Raw genomic sequence first — 19983 nt, 5'->3', positions numbered from 1 at the left:
TTTCGAGGACGCAATGGTGGGTTGGCAGACCGTTTGGCCGCGCTGGCGCGGAGGCCTGGGCCTCGGCCTTGCGATCGCAGCTGCCGCGATGTCGCCGGGGCTCGGCGCAGAGGCCGCCACCGAAGCGTCGTCCGCAGGCGCCTCGAAGAACGCCGCCCCGGCCATGGCCCTCGTGCGAACGACCATCGCCCGCTCGACCACCATCGCCTCGGACCTGATCTTCACCGGCGACATCCAGGCCCAGTCGCAGGTCAATGTCGCCTTCCGCACCAACGGCAAGATCGCCAAGCGCCTCGTGGAGGTCGGCGACCACGTCACCGCCGATCGGGTCCTGGCCAAGCTCGATCCCCAGGAGCAGCGGGCCAACCTCAACAACGCCCAGGCTGCGCTCACCTCGGCCGATGCGCTGCTGACCCAGGCCAAGCTGAATTTCAAGCGCCAGGAGCAGCTCCTGGCCAGCGGCTACACCACCCGCCCGAGCTACGACGATGCGGAGCAGCAGCTGCGCACGACCCAGGCCTCGGTCGATTCGGCCCAGGCCGCCCTCGGCACCGCCGAGGAGCAATACTCCTACACGGACCTGAAGGCCGGCGTGGACGGCATCGTCCTCAGTCGCACCTTCGAGGTGGGCCAGGTGGTTCAGGCGGGCCAGACCGTCCTGGTGATGGCGCAGGACGGGCCGCGCGACGCCGTCTTCAACGTGTTCGAAGCGGTGCTCGCCGCGCCGCCGGCGAGCAAGACCGTGGAGGTGACGCTGCAGGCCGACCCGCGCGTCAAGGCGGTCGGTCGCGTGCGCGAGATCTCGCCCAGCGTCGATGCCGCTTCCGGCACGGTGCGGATCAAGGTCGGTCTCGAGGAGACGCCCAAGGCCATGAGCCTCGGGGCCGTCGTGATCGGCACCGGCAAATTCCAGCCGCGCCCGGCGATCGTCCTGCCGTGGTCGGCGCTCTATCGCTGGCAGAACAGCCCGGCGGTCTGGGTGCGCGATCCCCAGACCGGGACCGTCCGGCCGAGGGCCGTCGTGATCGAGCGCTACGGCCCCAACACCATCGCGCTCAAGGAGGGCGTCACGCCCGGCGAGGAGGTCGTCATCGCGGGGATCCAGCTTCTCCGGCCAGGCCAGACCGTCGCCGTTTCGCAGACCCTCGAGGCGACGCGATGACCCGCCCGCTCTGGAGCGCGTTCGCGCTCGTCGCTCTTCTCGGCGCCTGCCACGCCGCCGAGGAGCCGGCAGCGCCCCCACCCGTGCGGCCGGTGCTGTACCGGGTGGTCAAGCCCGTCGACGCCCAGGTCTTCGGACCCTTCGCGGGAGTCGTGGCGCCGCGCTACCAGTCCGAGATCGGCTTCCAGATCGCCGGCCGGATGATCGCCCGCGACGTCACCGTGGGCGACATCGTGCACAAGGGCCAGCGCATCGCCGCCCTCGATCCGGTCGTCCCGCGCTTCGCCCTGACTCGGGCCGAAGCGGACCTCGCCGATGCCAAGGCGCAGGCGGAGAACGCCAACGCGACGGAGATCCGCCGCCGCCGCCTGCTCGCCGGCGGCAACGTCACCCAGGCCCAGCTCGATACCGCCGTGGCGAGCCGGGACACCGCCCAGGCGCGACTGGCCCAGGCCGAGGCCAACCTGCAGAAGGCGCGCGACCAGATCGGCTACACCGAACTGCACGCGGATTTCGATGGCGTCGTCACGGTCCGCAGCGCAGAGGTCGGCCAGGTTCTCAGCGCGGGTCAGGCGGTGGCGACCCTGGCTCGCCCGGAAGAGCGCGAGGCCGTGGTCGATATCCCGGAGGAACTGGTCGGCACCATGCCGGCGGACGCGCAATTCACCGTGTCCCTGCAGAGCGCTCCCGATGTGACGGCGACCGCACGCGTGCGCGAGATCGCACCCTTCGCCGACCAGACCACGCGCACGCGGCGCATCCGCATGACGCTGATCGATCCATCCCCGGCCTTCCGCCTCGGCTCGACCCTCACGGTGATGCTGGCGAGAGCCGAGCCGCCGCACGTGGACCTGCCCGCCACGGTGGTGCTGACCGAGGGCGGCCGCGATGCGGTCTGGGTCGTCGCCCCGGACGGAAAGAGCATCCTCAAGCGCTCCGTCACCGTCACGCGCCGGGACGGCGAGCGCGTCAGCATCGGCGAGGGCCTCGGGGCCGGAGACCGCGTGGTGCTGGCCGGCGTCCATTCGCTGAAGGAGGGGCAGGCCGTGCGCCTGTCCGACCAGGCGCCCTGATCGGGTCTCGACCGCCATCCGTCATCCGTCGCCACCCCGTTGAGGCGAGAGCAAGACCTTGAAGAACTTCAACCTTTCCGAATGGGCGCTGGAGCACCGCTCCTTCGTCTGGTTCCTGATGCTGATCTCCGTGGTGGCCGGCTTCCTGGCCTACGAGCGCCTCGGCCGCGAGGAGGACCCGCCCTTCGCCATCAAGACCATGATCGTGCAGACGCGCTGGCCGGGGGCCACCATCAGCGACACGCTCGATCAGGTCACCGAGCGGATCGAGAAGGAGCTGCAGCAGATCGATGCCGTCGATTTCAGCCGCAGCTACACTACGCCGGGGCAGGCCACGGTGTTCGTCCAGCTGCGCGAGACGACGCCGCCCAAGACCATCCCGGCGATCTTCTACCAAGTGCGCAAGCGCATCGGCGACATCCAGGGCACCTTCCCGCAGGGTATTCAGGGTCCGTTCTTCAACGACGAGTTCGGTGACGTGTTCGGCAACGTCTACGCCTTCACGGCCGACGGCGTGACCCAGCGCCAGCTTCGCGACTACGTCGAGCGTGTCCGCGCCGAGGTGAAGAAGGTGCCGAACGCCGGCAAGATGCAGCTGCTCGGTGCCCAGAACGAGGTGATCTACCTCGACTTCTCGACCCGCAAGCTCGCCGGGCTCGGCCTCGACACCAACTCGGTGATCAAGACCCTGCAGTCGCAGAATGCCATCGCGCCATCCGGCGTGATCCAGGCCGGACCGGAGCGGGTCTCGATCCGGGTCGGTGGCCAGTTCGTGTCCGAGGAGAGCCTGCGCGCGGTCAACCTGCGGGTGAACGACCGCTTCTTCCGCCTCTCCGACGTGGCCGAGATCTCGCGCGGCTTCACCGATCCGCCGACCGACCTGTTCCGCTTCAACGGCCAGCCGGCCATCGGCCTCGCCATCGCGATGCAGCCCTCCGGCAACCTGCTCACCTTTGGCCACGACCTGAAGGAGCGGATGCGCAAGCTCGAGGGCGAATTGCCGGTGGGCGTCGGCATCCACCTCGTCTCGGATCAGCCCAAGATCGTCGAAGAGGCGGTCGGCGGCTTCACCAAGGCCCTGATCGAAGCCGTGGTGATCGTGCTCGCGGTCAGCTTTATCTCCCTCGGCTGGCGCGCCGGCCTCGTGGTCTCGCTGTCGATTCCCCTCGTGCTCGCCATCGTGTTCGTGGTCATGCAGGTGATGGGCGTCACGCTCCAGCGCATCTCGCTCGGCGCGCTGATCATCGCCCTCGGCCTCCTCGTCGACGACGCCATGATCACCGTCGAGATGATGGTCGCCCGCCTGGAAGTCGGCGATAGTCTGAAGAAGGCCGCGACCTTCGCCTACACCTCCACTGCCTTCCCGATGCTGACGGGGACGCTCGTCACCGTGGCGGGCTTCCTGCCCATCGGTTTCAACGGCTCCTCGGCGGGCGAGTACACCTACTCGCTGTTCGTGGTCATTGCCGCCTCGCTCCTGGTTTCCTGGGTGGTGGCGGTCCTGTTCGCGCCCCTCATCGGGGTGAAGCTCCTGCCGAAGACGATGAAGCACAAGGACCACGACGCCCCGAGCCGTTCGATGCGGATCTTCACCGGGATGCTGCTGGGCGCCATGCGCTGGCGCTGGACCACCGTCATGGCCTGCGTGGCCATGCTGGCGGCGGCCATCGTCGGCATGGGCTTCGTGCAGCAGCAGTTCTTCCCGTCCTCCGACCGGCCGGAACTCCTGGTCGACATGACGCTGCCGCAGAACGCCAGCATCGCGGAGACCAAGAGCCAGATGGACCGCTTCGAGGCGACCCTGGTGGGCGATCCCGAGATCGTGCGCTGGTCGTCCTATGTCGGACAGGGCGCGGTGCGCTTCTACCTGCCCCTCGACCAGCAGCTCGGCAACGCCTTCTTCGGCCAGATCGTCATCGAGACGAAGTCGATCGAGGCCCGCGAGCGCATGAAGGCCAAGCTCGACACGCTGGCGCGGGAAAAATTCGTCGGCACCGACTTCCTGATCCACTCCCTCGATCTCGGCCCCCCGGTCGGCCGGCCGGTGCAGTACCGCCTCGGCGGACCCGACCTCCAGACCCTGCGCGGCTACGCCCTGGACCTCGCCAACATCGTCGGCTCGAACCCGCATCTCGACGTGCCGACCTTCGACTGGAACGAGCCCGGCAAGGTGCTGAAGGTCGACATCATCCAGGACAAGGCGCGCCAGCTCGGCGTCACCTCGGAGGACATCGCCGGCATCCTCAACGGCATCGTCGGCGGCCGCGCGATCACCCAGGTGCGGGACTCGATCTACCTCGTCAACGTGGTGGCCCGTGCCCAGGCGGTGGAGCGAAACTCCCTCGATACGCTCCAGAGCCTGCAGGTTCCGCTCGCCAACGGCAGCGTGGTGCCGCTCCTCGCCTTCGCCACCATCGGCTACGAGCTGGAGCAGCCCATCGTCTGGCGCCGCGACCGCCTGCCCACCATCACGGTGCGGGCCTCGATCGCCGACGACACCCAGCCCGCCACCGTTGTGGGCCAGCTCGACGAGAAGATCACGGCGTTCCGCAAGACCTTGCCCGACGGCTACATCCTGGCGGTGGGCGGGGCCGTTGAGGAGAGCGCGAAGGGCCAGGGGCCGATCGCCGCCGTGGCGCCGGTGATGCTCCTCACCATGGCGATGTTCCTGATGATCCAGCTCCAGAGCTTCCAGAAGCTCTTCCTGGTGGCGAGCGTGGCGCCCCTCGGGCTGATCGGCGTCGCCCTCGCGCTGCTCACCTTCAATAAGCCTATGGGCTTCGTGGCGATTCTGGGCGTGTTGGCGCTGATCGGCATCATCGTGCGCAACTCGGTGATCCTGGTGACCCAGATCGACGAGTACGAGCGCGACGGGCTGCCGCCCTGGGATGCGGTGGTCGATGCCACCTGCCACCGCATGCGCCCGATCCTGCTGACCGCGGCGGCGGCCAGCCTCGGCCTCGTCCCGATCGCCCGCGAAGTGTTCTGGGGGCCGATGGCCTACGCCATGATTGGCGGCATCCTGGCGGCGACCTTCCTGACCCTGTTCTTCCTGCCCGCCCTCTATGTCGGATGGTACCGGATCAAGGCGCCGCCGAAGGGCACGCCGCGCCGGGTCCACGGGGCCGACGGGCAGGTGCACGGCCCCGAGGCGCATGCCGGGTGATCCCCGGACCTGCGCCGGGTGCTCCGCCTCACCGTGACGTCCCGGCCCGGTCCACCGTGGCGCCGGGGCGCGAATCGGTCGTCGCGTAGTAGGGCTTGATGTCGAGGAGCGGGGTGCCGTCGCGGCAATCGAGGCCGCGGACGGTCAGGCACGAGCCGTCCCGCCCGAGAAGCTCCACCACCGACAGGGCGATCGGGTTCGGGCGCGCGGGCGATCGCAGGGAGAAGGTACCCCGGCTGCCATCCGCATGGCGGGGACGCTGCAGCGCCAGGTCGCGGGCGGCCTCGTCCATCCAGTACAGCACGATGAGGTGGCTGGCGCCCTCGACGTTCTGGAGACCGTCCGCGAAGGGCGGGTCGACCGCGAGGGTGCAGGTCGCCTCGGTCTGGAGCCCGTTCTTCGGGCAGTCCTGACGCGTCGCCCAGGGCGTGCGGATGCGGCCGATGAAGTAGAGCCCGGCATCGAAGGCCGCAGGCAGCGGGATCGCCGTCTCGCCGGGGCGATGTCCGGATTCGTCGCGCATGCGGCAGGCCTTCTCGTCGGGATTTGCGCATCGCGGCGCGGAGCGTCGGTTTCGAGCGGAAAATCTCCGGAAGGCAAGTCGTCCCCGGACGATCGGTGACGCGCGGGGCGGATTTCCTTCAGGCGGCGACCGTGGCGACGACGTGGGCGTCCGCGCGCGATCCCCCCGTATGCTGCGCGAAGGCGCTGATCGGGGCGGGGCGCCCGATGAAATAGCCCTGGGCGGCGTGGCAGTTCTCAGCGCCCAGGAAGGCAAGTTCCTCGGCGGTCTCGACACCCTCCGCAATCACCGGCAGGCCGAGCCCCGCGCCCAGCCCCAGCACCGAACGCACGATGGCGGCGGCCTGCGGATTCGAATCCACCGCGGCGATGAAGGAGCCGTCGATCTTGATGGTGTCGAAGGGAAACAGGCGCAGGTTCGACAGGGACGAGTACCCGGTTCCGAAATCGTCCATGGCGATGCGAAGGCCCAGGGCCTTCAGCTGGCGCAGGTTGGTCGAGGCACGGACCGGATCGCGGATCAGGGCCGTCTCGGTGATCTCGAGTTCGAGGCGCGCCGGATCGAGGCCGGTCTCGGCCAGGATCGCCTTGACGCTCGGCGCGAAAGCCGGATCGTGGACCTGCAGGCCGGACACGTTCACCGCGACGGTCAGCGGCGCGACCCATTGCGCGGCCTCCCGGCAGGCTTCGCGCAGGACCCAGGCGCCGATCTCGCGGATCAACCCGCTCTCCTCGGCGATGGGGATGAACAGGGCCGGCGAGACCAGGCCGCGCGCGGGATGGTGCCAGCGCAGGAGCACCTCGAATCCGAACACGGCTTCGGTCCGGGTCTCGATCTGGGGCTGGTAGACCAGGCGGAGCTGGTTCTCGCTCAGGGCGCGGCGCAGGTGCTTCTCCAGGATGCGGCGGTCGCGCACATCCTGCCCGACCGACGATTCGAAGAAGCGGTAGCTGCCGCGTCCCTCGGTCTTGGCCAGGAGGAGCGCGGTGTCGGCCGCGTTCACCAGATCGTTGCGGTCGCGCGCATCGTCGGGAAACACCGCGATGCCGATCGTGGCGGCCGGCACCGGCTCACCCTGGGGCGCCCGGTCCGAGGCGGCCCGGAGCGTGGCCCGGATCTCCTCGGCCAGCCGCCCGGCCGTGACCGCGTGGGCGCACGGCGTCACCACCGCGAACTCGTCGCTGCCCACGCGCGCGACCATCTGGGTTTCGTCGAGAAGGCCGGCGATGAGCTGGCCCACCCGCACCAGCGTGACGTCGCCGATGGCGTTGCCGACGAGGTCGTTGATCTCCTTGAAGCCGTCGAGATCGATGTAGAGGAGCGCGAGGCGCTCTCCCGGAACGGCCTGCCGCAGATGCTGGTCCAGCCGGTCATAGAAGGCCTGCCGGTTCGGCAGGCCGGTCAGCGGGTCGTGACTGACCAGAAATTGGATCTGGCGCTCGGCCCGCCGGCGCATGGTCAGGTCGCGCACCGCCAGCGCCACGTGCGGCGTGCTCGCGTAGGCGATCGGCCGCATGATCAGCTCGACCGGCAAGACGGTTCCGTCCGTGCGGTGAAGGTTGCCCTCGATCGGTTCGTCGGCCCGCTCGGCGAGGCCGCGAAGGGTGTCGCGATCCGGGAAGAAGCGCGACAGGGGCAGGCCCGTCAGGTCCCGGGCCTGGATGCCCGTCAGCGTGGCGAAGCTGTCGTTGGCGCTGACGATGACCGCCTTGTCACAGATGACGAGGCCATCCACCGCCGCGTTGGCGAGGCTCAGCAGGCGTCCGCGATAGACCGCGCTCTGGCGGTCGCGAAGGTCCAGGATCAGGGCCGTGCAGGCCATGAGGAGGATCGTCAGGCTGGCGAGGCCGACCGGAAGGGCGAGCCAGAGAGCCGGCACGGTCCCTTCCGGCACGCTCACCCGCGGGTCCGGCACCAGGGTGACGGCCGTCATGCCGATCAGGTGGTGGGCGCAGATGGCGACGACGAGAAGGGCGGCACCGGTGGCCCGTCCCCGGGTGCGCGTGCTGGTCAGGCCGATCCACAGGGCCGCGATGGCGAACACGATGCCGACGGCGATCGAAACCGCGACAAGGGGGGCGTTCCAGATCACGTGGCCGGCGATCTCGTAGCCCGCCATGCCGGTGTAATGCATCGCCGCGATGCCGAGGCCGACGATGCCGCCGCCCACCAGCGGAGCGACGCGGGCGGCCCAGAACACCGCCGTTCCGAGACCGATCCCCGTCACCAGAACGGCCAGCACCAGCGACAGCACGGTCGGGCCAATCGTGTATCCGGTGACCAAACCCGGATCGCAGGCCAGCATGCTCAGGAAGTGGGTCGCCCAGATGCCCGAGCCACCCGCCAGGGCCGCGATCGCGACCCACCCGCTGCGCCATCCGGCCCTCGGCCGACGCGCATGGACCAGCAACGCAATCGTAGAGCTGGCGGCCAAGGTGCAAATGATTGCTGCCAGCACGACCAACCAGGGGTCGTTACCGATGATGAAGCAACCGATGACGGTGAGCATCGAAGCCGGTTTCCCCCTATTGGCGTCGAATTCGCCTGACCCAAGACTCGGCTTTCGCTCCGGCAGAGGGAATGTATGCCTTTCATATGTTAAAGGACTTGTCGGCCTATTGAAATGGTTGCCAAGCAACCAACCAGCCGTCGCACGACATCTTTGTCATTGATGTCACACAGCTGAAATCAGCAGCCTGGAATCCCGACCGCCCGGTCGGTCGCCTCACGCCACACGCGGGTGTAAGACGGACCGGGACCGAAGGTTTGGCCAGGAGGCACCGTGATCCGCGACGAGTTGCGACCGATGGAGTCCGTCTCCGATCCCGAGACCGCCGTGGACCGCCTGGAGGCGCTGCACGCGGGGGCGATCGAGGCGCTGCAATCGGCCCTCGCGCGCTACCTCGACGGGGGAGCCCCGCCGGACGCGACGGAACGGCTTCAGTTCCGCTACCCCGAGCTGCGCCTGACCTACCAGCCCGCCGGGCCGATGCCGCAGGTGTCCCGCGCCACGGCGAAGCTCCAGGCTCCCGGTACCTACGCCACCACCGTGACCCAGCCGGCGCATTTCCGGGGCTACCTCCTGGAGCAGCTCCGGCCCCTAGTGCGCGACTACGCCGTGACCCTCGAAGTCGGGCTCAGCGCCCAGGAGATCCCCTATCCCTACGTGATCGAGCCGGGCGCCGATCTCGGCCGCAGCGGCGTTACCCCGCGCGATCTGGCCACCTACTTCCCGGTGCCGCTGCTCTCGGTGGTGGGCGACGAGATCGCCGACGGGCTCTGGCACGACGTACCCGACGCGCCGCGCCCGCTGGCTCTCTTCGACGCGATCCGGACCGATTACTCGCTGCGCCGCCTCGTCCACTACACCGGGAGCGACTGGGGCGACGTGCAGCCCTGGATCCTGCTGACCAACTATCATCGCTACGTCGACGGCTTCATCCGCCACGGACTCGAGCGCCTGGCACGCGGCGACGACGGCTTCGAGCGCCTGATCCTGCCGGGCGGCATCTCGGTCTCGCGCGCGGAAGCCGCGTCGGTCGACCCCGCGGCGCTGATCGCGGCCTCGCCCTGGCACAAGTACCAGATGCCCGCCTACCATCTGGTGGCGCGCGGCCCCGACGGCAGCCAGCAGGGCACGACCCTCGTGAATATCGGTGTCGGCCCCTCCAACGCGAAGACCATCACCGACCACCTCGCGGTGCTGCGCCCGCATTGCTGGCTGATGGTCGGTCATTGCGGCGGCCTGCGGCAGTCGCAGACCATCGGCGATTACGTGCTCGCCCACGGCTATCTCCGCCGCGACCGCATCCTGGACGAGCTGGTGCCGCCCGACGTGCCGGTCCCGGCGCTCGCCGAGGTGCAACTCGCCCTCCAGGCGGCGGCCGCTCAGGTCACCGGCGAGACCAGCGAGGACCTGAAGCGCCGCCTGCGCACCGGCACGGTCGTCACCTACGACGATCGCAACTGGGAGCTGCGCTTCAGCCAGGAGCGCCGGCGCATCAACCTGTCCCGCGCCATCGGCGTCGACATGGAGAGCGGGACGATCGCGGCCCAGGGCTACCGCCTGCGGGTTCCCTACGGCACGCTTCTGTGCGTCTCGGACAAGCCGCTGCATGGCGAGATCAAGCTGCCGGGTGCGGCCAACGCCTTCTACGAGCGCGCGGTGGCCGAGCACCTGCTCATCGGGCTCGCCGCCCTCGACAATCTGAGGGCGGAGCGCCACGGCCTGCATTCGCGCAAGCTGCGCAGCTTCGACGAGCCGCCGTTCCGATAGCGCTTCAGGCCGGCTCGATCGTTGGCTCGGGAAGTGCCGCTGGCTGGTAATCCGGAAACAGCGCCCGCACCGTGGTGCCCTCGTCGGGGACGCTCTCGATGACGAGGCGGCCGCGGTGGCGGTTGACGATGTGCTTGACGATGGCGAGGCCGAGGCCGGTGCCGCCCTGGTCGCGGCTCGAGGCGACATCGACCCGGTAGAAGCGCTCGGTCAGGCGGGGGATGTGCTCGGCCGCGATGCCCCGGCCCTGGTCGCGGACGCTGAGCTCGACGTTGGCCCGGCCGCTCGCCGGATCGGTGTGGCGCCGGAGCGCGACCGCCACGTGACCGCCCCCGCCGCCGTACTTCACCGCGTTCTCGATCAGGTTCTCCACCACCCGAAGCAGTTCGTCGCGCTCACCCAGGATGGGGAAGGCGCCCTCGGCCTCGATGGTCAGCGCGACGCCGCGGTCCCGTGCCAACGGCCCCTGCGTGTCGACCATCTCGCGGGCGATCCGGGTCAGGTCCACCGGCCGGGTCGGCGCCACGTGCTCGCGCAGCTCGATCCGCGACAGCGACAGGAGGTCGTCGACGAGGCGCGCCATGCGCTGCGCCTGCGTCTTCATGATGCCGAGGAAGCGCTCGCGGGCCGGAGGGTCGTTGCGGGCCGGACCCTGCAGCGTTTCGATGAAGCCGAGCAGCGAGGCCAGCGGCGTGCGCAACTCGTGGCTGGCATTGGCGACGAAATCGACCCGCATCGCCTCCAGGCGCCGCGCCGAGGTCAGGTCGCGCAGGAACAGCACCACGTTGGGCTGGCCGCCCACCACCCCGTCGGGCATCGGCAGGGCACCGATCTGCACCTCGAAGGCGCGCTCGGTCGGTACGCGGGTGGTGTAGAGCGTCTTGAGCGAGGCGCCGTTGCGCAGAACCTCCTCGATGCCGTCGAGGACGTCGGGCGCGCGCAAGGCGAAGGAGAGCGGGTGGCGCAGCTTCAGGGCCGGCAACAGGGCTCGGGCGGCCGGATTGACCTCGATTACCACCGCGCGGCGGTCGACCAGGATGACGGGATCGGGGATGTTGGCGAGCAGCGCCTCCGCCACCGAATGCCGCGAGGCGGCGATACTCTCCGGCGCCCGGATGATCGGGGCACGGCCGAGACTGCCGATGAACCCTGCGAGCCCCGCCGCGGCGAGGGAGGCGGCGACCATCGGCCAGTCCAGGGTTCCGCGCGCGAAGGAGACGAGGCCGATCCCGATCGCCGTCAGGGCCGCGGCACTCCAGGCCGATCGGCGCATGCCGCGTGCCATTCAGACCCTCCGGAACGATGGACCTGCGTCAGGCCCCGAGATCGCGCGTGGCCGTCTCGCGTGCGCTCTCGATCTCGCGGCTCGCCTTGGCGTCGCGCGACCGCTTCACGATCTCGAACACGGTGAGCATGGCCAGCGCGATGACGAAGGGCACGAGATAGTAGCAGACCCGGAACAGCAGCAGCGACCCGAGCACCTGGTCGCGCGGCAGGCTCGACAGCGCCAGCAGGACCGTCGCCTCGAACACCCCGATGCCGCCGGGCGCGTTCGACGCGATCCCGAGCATCGCCGCCAGGACGTAGATCGCCACGAAGGTGGTGAAGCCGATGGAGGTGCCCGCCGGCAGCAGCACGTAGAGGGTGGCGGCCGCCGCGCAGACATCGCCGATCCCCACCACCATCTGGCTCAGGGAGACCGAAGCGCCGGGCAGTTCCAGGCGCCAGCTCTTCACCCGCACGTGGCGACGCTTCATCGAGACCCAGAGCAGGTAGGCCACCACGGCGACGAGCGCCCCGAAACCGACGCCCTGGTTCAGCGCGATGCTGGTGAAGGTGAGGGCGGCGAGCTGGCCTGCCTCCGCGATCAGGCTGAGGCCGAGGACGACGCCCATGCCGAGCCAGAAGGTGAAGCCGGCGATCACCGTGAGGGCGGCGATCTTGGCGGCCCCCAGCCCCTTGCTGGAGTAGATCCAGTAGCGGATCGTCCCGGCCGTCAGGAGCGGGAAGCCGAGGGTGAAGCTGACCGCGTAGCTGGTGAACGAGGCCAGGGCCGTGGTTCGGTACGGCACCTTGAGCTTGAGCTGCCGCAGCGCCAGGGCGTCGTAGCAGGTCAGGAAGAGGTAACTGATGGCAACGAACAGGAAAGCGAGGCTGAGCTGTTCCCCCGATGCGCCGGTGAAGGCCGCGTGCATCTCGGCCCAGGTCACCGTCTGGACGAGCTTCCACAGGACGAACAGCGAGCCTGCGAGGATGGCGAGGCTGGCGATGGTACCGAGCCAGGCGTAGCGGCCGCGCAGGCCACCCTTCGGCGCCTCGGCCGCCACCCCGTCGATCGGCGAGGCTTCGGGCGCGAGCACCTCGGCCGTCTCGATCTGCTTCTGCTGTCTCGCAAAGTTCATCGTGTCGGCGTCCGCCTCCGCTGGGCTTCCCTCGCTCGGCCTCGTCGGCGGCATGGGTCATCCCGAGCTTGTGCCGGACCACGGCCCGTTGCCCGCATTTAGGGGCATCGGCGGGCAATTGCCAGCGAGAGAGGCGCAATGCCCACCGGCGATGCAGGCCCGTGCCTCGGCCAGTCCGGCCCGGATGCGCGCGGTGACGCTCGGCGCGGTGCAGACATAGGTCGGGCTCGGATGGGGAATCGCCACCACCGTCAGGTCGGGCCGCAGGGCGGCGAGGTCCCCATGCATGAGGCCCGCGACCCGCCCGGAGAGCACGACGACGCGCAGGCGCGGAAGGCAGTCCAGCAGGGGCGCTAAATACGGCGCCGCCTGACGGATCTCCGAGCGGCGCGGGGACCGGTTCAGCGCTCCGGGTGCGTGGATCACCCACGGAATCGTGTTCCAGATCAGGGTGTCGCGCCGGGGCAGACCGGCCTCGGCGAGGAAGCGGAACAGGTTGGCGGCGGTGCCGGTGGGATTGTCGCGCGAAACCAGGCCCGTGCCGCGGATCGCCGGCCCCGGCGTCTCCAGCAGGAGCAGCAACCGGGCCTCGACGCCGCCGTCGAGGGGGTCCGGGTCCGGAACCTCCGCGCTCCGCTCCCGTGCGATCCGCTCGGCCAGAGCCCGGATCGGGGCGATATGCGGACGTGCGAGAAGCGTCCTTCGAGCCGCGAGAACGGCCGGGTCCCGCAGGGACTTCGGATGGTCCGGTGCCTCAGACGACATTGGCGACGAGGCGCCCGAGCGTTGCCGGCAGATCGCCCTCCAGGCGAAAGCGTTCCAGGCCGCCTTCCTGCTCCAGGCGCCGGGCCAGGCCTTCCGGGCCGCCGAACTGGAAGCCGAGCTGCGTCGCGTAGGCGGCGCAGGCCGCGCCCTTGGCCGCGCGGCCCTCGGGGCCGGACCGAGCTTCCACTTCCGGCAGGCCGGCAAAGCGCGCCCGCAGGGGTTCCTTCGGGGTCTGGTCACGGATCGTATAGGGGAAATCGCGCCACCACAGGATCGGTGCGACCGGCTCGGCCGCGTCGAGAGCGCGGACCACCTGGAGGTGATCGACATGGCCACCGATCGCCTGGGGCGCCAGAATGAGATCCGGCGCCGTCTCGGCGATCAAGATGCGAATGGCTCGGGTCAGGTCGGGCACGATCCCGTCATCGCCCCGCACGTCGCCAAACAGCTCGGGCGCCGAAGCATAGCCGCGATGCGGGGCCTCCCGGAAGGGCCAATGGCGCGGGGGAGCCAGCGAAAGGGCAGCGATGGCCGCCACATCTTCGGCCCGGCGCAGGTCCATGTAGTCCATCTCGGGTCCGAGCCCTTTGTCCGTCTGGCAGGCGAGGGCGAAGCCGGTCGGGTTCCCCACCGAGGCGGTGAACACCGTCACGGTCTCCACGCGCCAGCCCGCTTGGCCAAGGCCATGGAGCAGCCCACCGCAGGAGAAGGCGGCGTCGTCGAGATGCGGCGACAGGGCGAGCGCGGTCGGCATCGGCTCAGAGCAGGTGCGGTTCGGCGCGGAAGCGGCAGGACGGGTCGTGCGGCAGCGTCGTCGGGAAATCGGTCGCCGGGCGCTCGTTCACCACGCGCGCGTACGCGTCCATGATCTGCCGCCCGACCGCGCGCCAGGAATAGACCCGGCGGCACTCGGCGAGCCCGTCTTCGGCGAGGCGCCGGCGCAGGGGGGCGTCCTCGATGATCCGACCCAGGGCTTCGGCCAGGGCCGGCACGTCACCGGGCTGGACCATGAGGCCGTTCTCGCCGTCGCGGAGGCAATCCGAGACGCCGACCGAGTGGGTCGACACCACCGCGAGCCCGGCCGCCATCGCTTCCAGGATCGTGTTGGAGAATCCTTCCGCATAGGTCGGGGACACGAACACGTCCGCCGCCCGGTAGAGTTCCGGCACCGTGTCGTAATCGGCGTAGCCGGTGAACCGGATGGCCGTCTCCGAGAAGTTCAGTTCGGCGGCGCGGGCTTGTGACGAATCGACGTCCGGCCCGATGCCCGAGATGACGGCCTCGAACGGAATGGCCCGGTCGCGCAGCAGGGCGAGGGCGTCGATAAGGTCGAGGACGCCTTTCCGGCGGTCGACGCGGCCGTGGTAGAACAATCGGACCGGGCCGTCATGCCCGCCGGGTCCGGGCGTGAAACGCGCGGTGTCGACGGCCCCCGGCACGATGGTGAAGCGGGCCGGGTCCGAGCCCAGCCGGTCGCAGACCTCGCCGACGAAGGAGGCGCCGCCGATCAGGAGGGCGTTGGCGTGGGCGAGCACTTCGCACATCGCGACCCGGTGGGTTTCACAGCAGGAGCCGACCCAGTGGCCGTCGCCGCCCTGGATCGAGACCACGTTGGGCACGCCGATGTTTCGCGAGGCCAGCAGCGTCGCCCATCCGGTCGGGTAGCCGTACTGCGCGTGCAGGATGTCGAACGGCGCCTTGGCGTGCTCGGCCTCGATGGTCGCCACCATCGTGTCGATGTCGCGCTCGAAATCGCCGCTCTCCTGCTCGCCGAGCTGTTCCAGGCCGATCACGGTCACGCCGGGGACGGCGGGGGGCGGGCCGCCGCCATACACGCGCGTACCGAAGGCGTCGCCGCGATATTGCGAGATCATCGTGACGTCGTGGCCGGCCTCGACCAACTCGCGCAAAAGATTCTGCGCGTAGACGCTCATGCCGGAGATCGCCGGGAAGTAACGGCGCGAGACGAAGCAGATCCTCACGCAGAGGCTCCCGGGTTCGGATTGCGGCAGGCGCGCAGATACTGGAGGGAGGCCGGCACCATCAGGTCGGCCCGGTGGCTCTCGCGGGAGAGCTCGACGCAGACGAGTTTTTCGAAGTGGATCGCGTCGAGGGCGGCGAGCACGGAGGGGACATCCATGTCGCCCTCGCCGAAGGGCAGGTGGATGTGGATGCCCCGGGCCATGTCCTCGATCGCCACGGTGCCGATGCGGTCGGCGAATTCGCTCACGGCGACGGCCGGGTCGCGCTCGCCGGTCACGAGGCAGTGACCGGTGTCGAGGGCGAGCCTCAAGCCCGGCACGTCGAGGGCATCGAAATCATCGAGGGTCTCGATCAGCATGCCGGGCTCGGGCTCCAGGCAGGCGACCACGTTCTGCTCGGCGGCGTAGGCGACCACCTCGGCCAGACTCTCGCGCAGCCAGCCTTCCGCGTCCGCCCGATCGATGCCGGGCTTCGTGACGCCTGCCCAGAACGAGACGGCCTCGGAATGCAGGATGGCCCCGATGTCGATGGCGCGTTTGAGGAAGCCGATGCGCCGGGCACGGTCCGCGGCATCGCCGCTGACCAGGGTCGGCTCGTGCTTGGCGCGGGGGTCGAGGAGGAAGCGGGCGCCGGTCTCGATCACCGAACCGAGGCCGAGGCGCTGCAGCCGGCTCGACACCCGCTGTGCCTCCTGCACCCAGTTCTCGGCGAAGGGATCGAGGTGGTGGATGTCGAGGGTCAGCGCCACGCCCTGGTAACCGGCTTCCGCGATGAGATCGATCGCGTCGTCGAGGCGGTGATTGGCGGTGCCGTTGGTGTTGTAGGCAAAGCGCAGGCTCATGCGCCGCGTCCCTGCTGGGCCAGCCGGAACGGCGCGTGGTGCGATTCCGGCTCGCGGTAGAGCGGGTAATGCGAGCCGACGATGCGGTCGGCGAGCGCGGTGTCGAACAGCGGCTGCCCGCCGAAGCGCTCGATGGCCTCCGGGGTGAGGCGCACGGGCTTGAGGGTGTCGGTGGCTTCGCCGAAGCGGATCAGCGGATGGTCGCGCTCGATGAGCTTCTGCGTATTGCGCTCGCCGATGCGGTGATAGCTCATGGTCTCGACCTCGAGCCCCGGCACGATCGCCTTGACCACGCCGACGCGACCGCCCGGCGGCGAGCAATCGACGTAGAGCACGTCGAAGCCGGCCTGTTCCAGGCGCTCGCGGGCGATGCGGCCACGCGCATGCCCGTCCGGCACTTCCGTGGTCGGCAGATCGGTAAAGCGCTTGGTCGCACGCTCGGAATAGACGGTGTCGCGTAAGGTGGCGGCAATGCCTTCCGGCGGCTGCACGATCCATTCGAGCATCGCCTTGAGGGCGCGGCTCTCCTCCAGGTCGAGGCTCGGCAGGGCCTTGTCGATGAAGGCCTTGACGTAGCCCGGCGGCGTCACCTGCTCGGCGAAGGCCAGCGGCCCGTGGCCGAAGGCCTTGCGCACGCGGGCGGCCTGAAATTCGAGAAGTGCCTTGCGCAACGCCCGCTCGCGGTCCGGGTCGCAGGCCTCGCCGCAGGCCGAGAGCGCGATCGGCACCGGCGTATCGGCGAGATTCCGGTCGTAGCCGACGACGTACAGGTTGGTCAGGCCGAACTGGTCGGTGGCGAATTTCGGCAGGGCCTTGATCCCAAGCGACTCGAGCCGGTCGAGCATCCCCCGCGTCTCGGGTCCGAGCCCGTCCGACAGGTCGAGCACCACGCCCTGGTCGAGGGCGCGGAACAGCAGGCCGTTGCCGTCGCGCTGGAGCAATTCGAGCAGTCCGTGCCCGAGGGCGAAATCGACGTCCGGACCGGCGCCGAGCCCGTTGGTGATCAGGTTGGTGAAGGGCTTGTAGCCCTCCGACAGCTCGAAATAATCGGTGGCGGCGATGTCGAGCGGCATCAGCACCGTTTCACCGGTGCGGGCGCGCAGACTCGCCGTCCATTCGAGCGTGGTCCCGCGTCCGACCGGGCTGCCGGCGGGCAGGCACAGGGTGAGGGGATCGGCGACGGCACCGGCGCCGTAGACCCGCACGAGGTCGTCGTAGCTGGCCCGCTCCTTCTTGCGCGGCATCACGGCCAGCGACGGCATCAGGTTCTCGGCGATTTCCGCCACCGCGCCGATGATCGCCTCGTCGTCGGTGGCGCCGTAGCCGATGCCGCTCGGCATCGCGCCGACGAAGAACGGGTCGTCGAGGAACAGCGACACGAACCAGACCGGGATACCGGTCCGGTCGAGGGGCGCCAGGGGGAAGCCGACGATGCGGCCCTCCGGCAGGATGTCGAGATAGGCCCGCACCGGCTCGGGCAGGGCGCTCGGCAGGCCCTCGATCCGGCGGGGACCGCCATAAGTGTAGGCGCGCGGCGCCTTGATCCGGCTGTGGCGGGCGCGGTCGTCCTGGTCCTGCTCGTTCACGGTGGTGCGTTTCCGTTGTTCAGGCCGACGCGGCGTAGGCGCGGGCCAGCAATCGCATGGTGTGAAGGTCGCGCGCCGCACTGTAGGCCTCGCGCTCCTGCGGCCGGCGCAGCGCCGATCCGAAGGCCTTCACCTGCTCCAGGAAGGGCGACGCCGCCCCGTCGAAGGGCAGAGTGTCGGATGCGCCGGTTGACCCGTCGGTGAACGACAGCGTCCCGCCCGCCACCTGTCCCATCGTATCGACGGCGGTGAGCAGACCGTTCGTGCCGGTGACTTCGAGGCGCCGGCGCGGCAGGGCGTCCGGACAGTTATAGGCGACATGGAGGTTGGCGAGCACGCCCGAGGGCGTGCGCCCGATCAGCAGCGCGCCGTCGTCGACGGCATAATCCTGTGCCCGCGCCTGGGTCAGGGCGGCGAGATCGTGGATCGACTCGTCGAGGAGGAAGTCCACGAGGTCGAGGCCGTGCGGAGCGAGATCCATCAGGGCGCCGCCGCCGGCCTTGGCCGGGTCGATGCGCCAGTTGTCCTGGCCCGTGAAGGAGGTCCAGGCGCGCGGCAGCCAGCAGGCATAGACGATGCGGATCGCCGTCACCGTGCCGAGGCGGCCCGCCCGGATGGCCTCGCGCAGGGCGCGGTGGGCCGGGTGGTGGCGCTGGTCGAAGGCGGTGCCGTAGAAGGTGTCCCTGCCGCGCAGAGCCTCCACCATGGCTTCAGCATCGTCGAGCGAGGCCGCCATCGGCTTCTCGCACAGGATGGCCTTGCCGGAACCGGCAAGCGCCTCGATCGCGGCGCGGTGGAGGTGGTTCGGCGTCGCGACGTAGACCGCCTCGATCTCGGGGTCGTTCACCAGGTCGGCGAGATCGGCATAGGCCCGTGCCCCCTCGGCCTCGGCCGCCGCGCGCGACGCCTCGCCCGGATCGGCGACGGCGACGAGGCGATGGCCGGCGGCCCGGATACCGGGCGCCATGTAGTCGCGCGCGACCCAGCCGTAGCCGACGATGCCCCAGCGGACGGGCTCCATCACCAGCGCTCCGGCAGGTCGACATAGGTCCGGTCGCGCACCTCGGTGCTCTCCGGCGCCTCGGATCCGCCTTGCCAGTCGATGGCCTCGGGTCCGTCGAAGACTTTCGGGTAGGTGGCGCGCGCCGCGTACTCGGCCTCGTAGCGCTCGGACGGCCACCGGATGGCGTGGCGATCCCCGGACTCCGAACCGTAGAGCGGGTTCAGGTGCAGCGACCGGCCGGGGCGCGGCATGGCGATGCCGTCGATCACCGCGCGCGGCGCCGGGCGCATGCCGGGGCCGGCCACCACCGAGAAGGCCTCGCAGCCGGTGAGGTCGTGCGGGCTGCGCGGATGCGGCGCGCGCCGCTCCACCAGGGCGCGGGTCAGTTCGTCGTCGTCGTAGACGAGACCGTCGGGGAACAGGTCGTCGATCTCGGCGGCCGAGACGGCGCGGCCGGCGGAGAAGCCGGGGCGGTCGCTGTTGTGAATGTGGCTGAACGCCAGCCAGCCGTCGTCGCCGGCGTTCTGGCGCAGGCATTCCAGCACCTCGGCCTTGCGGTCGAGGAAGTAGAAGGCGTCGTTGCAGACCACGAGGTCGATCGGCGCGCCCGGGATCGGCCAGTGCGGAGAATGGGCGTCGAAACAGACGAGCTGGGCCGACTTGCCGACCACCCAGTGCCGGGCGACCCAGAGCTTGGCGAACACGACGTCGGCGCCCGCGACCTTGACGCCCCGGGTCTGGAACTCGCGCAGGTAGTGGCCGATGCCGCAGGCGAATTCGAACACGCAGATGGGGTCGTTCCAATGCGCTTCGAGGAGCGTCAGACCGGCTAGGAACGTCGGATCGGTCCAGCGATGCAAGAAGTAATCGCCGACCCGGCCCCAGCCGAGCAGGCGCACCGCATCGCGTAGCGAACGGGTGTCGCGCTCGCGGATCAGCTCATGCAGATCGAGCGGATCGGCCGGTGGGCCGGTCCACCAATCGTCCTGGTCGGCGAGCAGACCTTCGAGGGCCAGGTTCACGTCACCGGCATCGAGCAGCTTCAAGGTCTGGGCGACGAGATCGGCGCGGTTGGCCCTGAGATAGGGAATGCCGTCGATCACCGGCCAGCGCGCGCCGCTCTGGGCCTCGCGCAGCGAGTGCGGCGTGTCGGCCTTGAGGGGCTCGCCGCTGTCCGGCGAGCGGAGGTCGAACGGGATCATG

15 protein-coding genes are annotated in these 19983 nt (G+C 69.8%); 4 read left to right on the top strand and 11 right to left on the bottom strand.

Annotated features, from left to right (window positions below; translation table 11 throughout):
* Positions 1-13: 13 nt before the first annotated feature.
* The 3 genes from J7U37_RS09840 to J7U37_RS09830 are packed head-to-tail and all read left to right on the top strand — an operon-like array spanning position 14 to position 5401.
* On the top strand, positions 14-1162 hold the full coding sequence (locus J7U37_RS09840; RefSeq protein WP_247635602.1) for an efflux RND transporter periplasmic adaptor subunit: 1149 nt from the start codon (positions 14-16) through the stop codon (positions 1160-1162).
* Entirely contained in the window at positions 1159-2235 is a 1077-nt protein-coding gene (locus J7U37_RS09835) for an efflux RND transporter periplasmic adaptor subunit (RefSeq protein ID WP_247635601.1), read from the top strand. The genes J7U37_RS09840 and J7U37_RS09835 overlap by 4 nt, the downstream gene beginning before the upstream one ends.
* Positions 2236-2293: 58 nt before the next feature.
* Positions 2294-5401: an efflux RND transporter permease subunit gene (locus tag J7U37_RS09830; RefSeq protein WP_247635600.1), complete on the top strand. Its 3108-nt coding sequence runs from the start codon at positions 2294-2296 to the stop codon at positions 5399-5401.
* A gap of 28 nt (positions 5402-5429) precedes the next feature.
* Here the strand turns inward: J7U37_RS09830 and tsaA are convergent, their stop codons facing one another.
* Complete coding sequence (tsaA, locus tag J7U37_RS09825; RefSeq protein ID WP_056484238.1) at positions 5430-5924, bottom strand: tRNA (N6-threonylcarbamoyladenosine(37)-N6)-methyltransferase TrmO; 495 nt, start codon at positions 5922-5924, stop codon at positions 5430-5432.
* A 118-nt stretch (positions 5925-6042) separates the two neighbouring features.
* Entirely contained in the window at positions 6043-8433 is a 2391-nt protein-coding gene (locus tag J7U37_RS09820) for an EAL domain-containing protein (RefSeq protein WP_247635599.1), read from the bottom strand.
* Between the two features lie 297 nt (positions 8434-8730).
* On the opposite strand from J7U37_RS09820, the gene J7U37_RS09815 reads away from it, so the two are divergent.
* Positions 8731-10200 carry an AMP nucleosidase gene (locus J7U37_RS09815; protein ID WP_210166826.1) on the top strand — a complete coding sequence of 490 codons (1470 nt, stop codon included), beginning with the start codon at positions 8731-8733 and terminating at the stop codon, positions 10198-10200.
* Positions 10201-10204: 4 nt separating this feature from the next.
* Here the strand turns inward: J7U37_RS09815 and J7U37_RS09810 are convergent, their stop codons facing one another.
* From J7U37_RS09810 to J7U37_RS09770, 9 genes are read right to left on the bottom strand one after another with little or no spacing between them, the layout of a single operon-like run.
* Positions 10205-11485: an ATP-binding protein gene (locus J7U37_RS09810; protein WP_056179630.1), complete on the bottom strand. Its 1281-nt coding sequence runs from the start codon at positions 11483-11485 to the stop codon at positions 10205-10207.
* Between the two features lie 28 nt (positions 11486-11513).
* Positions 11514-12602: a lysylphosphatidylglycerol synthase domain-containing protein gene (locus J7U37_RS09805; protein WP_247635598.1), complete on the bottom strand. Its 1089-nt coding sequence runs from the start codon at positions 12600-12602 to the stop codon at positions 11514-11516.
* 57 nt (positions 12603-12659) lie between these two features.
* The gene (locus J7U37_RS09800) at positions 12660-13367 is read right to left on the bottom strand and encodes a uracil-DNA glycosylase (protein ID WP_247635597.1); all 708 of its coding nucleotides are present in this window, start codon (positions 13365-13367) and stop codon (positions 12660-12662) included.
* On the bottom strand, positions 13357-14121 hold the full coding sequence (locus J7U37_RS09795) for a PIG-L family deacetylase (RefSeq protein WP_247635596.1): 765 nt from the start codon (positions 14119-14121) through the stop codon (positions 13357-13359). Before J7U37_RS09795 ends, J7U37_RS09800 begins: the two co-directional genes overlap by 11 nt.
* Before the next feature lie 4 nt (positions 14122-14125).
* Positions 14126-15349, bottom strand: coding sequence for a glycosyltransferase family 4 protein (locus tag J7U37_RS09790; protein ID WP_247635595.1), 1224 nt, complete (start codon positions 15347-15349; stop codon positions 14126-14128).
* The gene (locus tag J7U37_RS09785) at positions 15346-16191 is read right to left on the bottom strand and encodes a sugar phosphate isomerase/epimerase family protein (protein ID WP_247635594.1); all 846 of its coding nucleotides are present in this window, start codon (positions 16189-16191) and stop codon (positions 15346-15348) included. Before J7U37_RS09785 ends, J7U37_RS09790 begins: the two co-directional genes overlap by 4 nt.
* A complete protein-coding gene (locus tag J7U37_RS09780) occupies positions 16188-17777 on the bottom strand; it encodes a YcaO-like family protein (RefSeq protein WP_247635593.1) in 1590 nt (529 codons plus the stop codon). The genes J7U37_RS09785 and J7U37_RS09780 overlap by 4 nt, the downstream gene beginning before the upstream one ends.
* 19 nt (positions 17778-17796) lie before the next feature.
* Entirely contained in the window at positions 17797-18798 is a 1002-nt protein-coding gene (locus J7U37_RS09775; protein ID WP_247635636.1) for a Gfo/Idh/MocA family oxidoreductase, read from the bottom strand.
* Positions 18798-19982: a methyltransferase domain-containing protein gene (locus J7U37_RS09770; protein ID WP_247635592.1), complete on the bottom strand. Its 1185-nt coding sequence runs from the start codon at positions 19980-19982 to the stop codon at positions 18798-18800. Before J7U37_RS09770 ends, J7U37_RS09775 begins: the two co-directional genes overlap by 1 nt.
* Position 19983 lies beyond the last annotated feature (1 nt).

Source organism: Methylobacterium sp. 37f (genome assembly GCF_023093475.1).
GTDB lineage: Bacteria > Pseudomonadota > Alphaproteobacteria > Rhizobiales > Beijerinckiaceae > Methylobacterium.
Note: the sequence above shows the minus strand (reverse complement) of the source record. Positions and strands in the feature narration are given on the sequence as shown.